Here is a 390-nt window from a genome sequence, read left to right on the forward strand (position 1 = left end):
GGTCACCAGACCCACGATCGCCAGCAGCACCAACGCCGCGACCAGCCCCAGGTGCCGGACCTCGCCCAGCCGGCCGAACCGCCCGCCCGGACCCGCCGCTACGCGCGGGCCGGCCTGCGCGGCCTGATCGACCTCAATCATCGAACGCTCCTTCAGAGGGGGGAATTGCAACACCAGACCCGGCATCGGAGCCGGAGTCGGAATCAGTGGCGAGGGTGGCCTCGCCATCGGAGCCGGCGGCCTGCCCGGCCGTCTGCCCAGCGCTTTGCTCGGCGGCCCGCCCGGTGGTTTGTTCGGTGGAGACCATCACGAGGTCGAGCACGCGGTGTTCGTCCAGGTCCTCGGCCGGGGCCTCGTGCACGATCCGGCCCTCACGCACCACCAGCACCC

1 protein-coding gene is annotated in these 390 nt (G+C 72.1%); it reads right to left on the reverse strand.

Features of this window, described 5'->3' with window-relative positions; translation table 11 throughout:
- Nucleotides 1-133: 133 nt before the first annotated feature.
- Nucleotides 134-390: hypothetical protein (locus FLV34_RS41145; protein ID WP_222709825.1), on the reverse strand; the 257-nt coding region annotated here is incomplete at its 5' end.

The sequence above is a fragment of the Microbispora sp. CSR-4 genome, assembly GCF_008033685.1.
Lineage (GTDB): Bacteria > Actinomycetota > Actinomycetes > Streptosporangiales > Streptosporangiaceae > Microbispora.